The sequence below is a fragment of the Duodenibacillus massiliensis genome (assembly GCF_900128485.1).
GTDB lineage: Bacteria > Pseudomonadota > Gammaproteobacteria > Burkholderiales > Burkholderiaceae_F > Duodenibacillus > Duodenibacillus massiliensis.
Map to the genome: position 1 here is coordinate 1 of NZ_LT635853.1, position 1,017 is coordinate 1,017.

The 1,017-nt window shown below is 52.6% G+C and carries 1 protein-coding gene and 1 pseudogene; one reads left to right on the forward strand and one right to left on the reverse strand.

From position 1 onward, the window contains the following. Positions 1-295 (reverse strand): annotated as a pseudogene (locus BQ7486_RS00645) (IS256 family transposase); the annotation flags it as partial. Positions 296-395: 100 nt separating this feature from the next. Here BQ7486_RS00645 and BQ7486_RS00650 point away from each other — a divergent pair. Further along, positions 396-647: a Mu transposase domain-containing protein gene (locus BQ7486_RS00650; protein WP_143182978.1), complete on the forward strand. Its 252-nt coding sequence runs from the start codon at positions 396-398 to the stop codon at positions 645-647. Positions 648-1,017: the final 370 nt, after the last annotated feature.

Consider the following 1,017-nt stretch of genomic DNA (forward strand, 5'->3'; position numbering starts at 1 on the left):
GGATTTCTAAATCGCCTTTATTGCCGTGAAGCGTTTTCTTGCTGTACCCATTGCGTTTGTTTTCAACGCGCTCAGCCGACGATTCCTCTTCGTTGAGATTTTCGTCTTCCTGTGTCAAATGGTGCTTCAGTTCCCCTTGCAGGGCGGCGTTGATGAAGCGTTGGGCTACGATCTTCATCGCTTCGTTGAAATGAGCCTGCGTTAAGGCCGTTAAGCCGCCGGCTTCCATCAGTTGCTCTACGGCATCGTTCAGAATGGCCTGCTGCTGGTCGGTAAATTTTACGGTGTCGTTTATTTTGGGTGTACGGTGTGCCACGGTGACTCCTTTCGCGCCCTACGGGAGCGCTATTATCGCCTGGACACGAAAAACCTTACATCCTCGGGCTCTGCCGCCGTTGCGCTACGAACTGGGGCAATGGCGCTTGCTCGTTGCTGACAAGGCACACTGCATTCGTATCTCTTCTGATGCCGGGCACCACTACAGCGTTCCTGCCGCCTATGCGCATAAAAAAGTTGCTGTGCGCATCTGCAGTGACACTGTCGAGATTTACGATCCGGACAGCAATCAAATGCTGGGGTGGCACATTCGCTGCACGAATCAGCACGGTGAGAAAACACACATTCTTGAAGAACACCTGACTGTCTAAATTGGTACGGGCACGTACGTAGGGACGTCAGCCCCCTACGTCAGTTGAATCAAGGTACCCATTCAGGGATCGTTTCGTAGAGATCAGGAAATCCGAGCCGACGTGCAATTTCATGCTGCTTGCCGGTAACTTCCAGCCAACGCTTCTCGCCGGAACCGGTGTAAAGCATGCGGATAGCGCTGAGTCTGTTCCTGAACTTCCCAAAAAATTTGCACTCAAACACCGGCACGGGTGATTATTTCCCCAAAAAGGTCATCAGCTCCTGATAGGTCTTCCGGCTGGTTCTGAGAGCCGCGGCGATGTTGGCTGCCTGCACCTCTTCCTTTTCTTTCTGCAGGGCAAGCAACTTTTCAGCCCATGCGTTGTATCG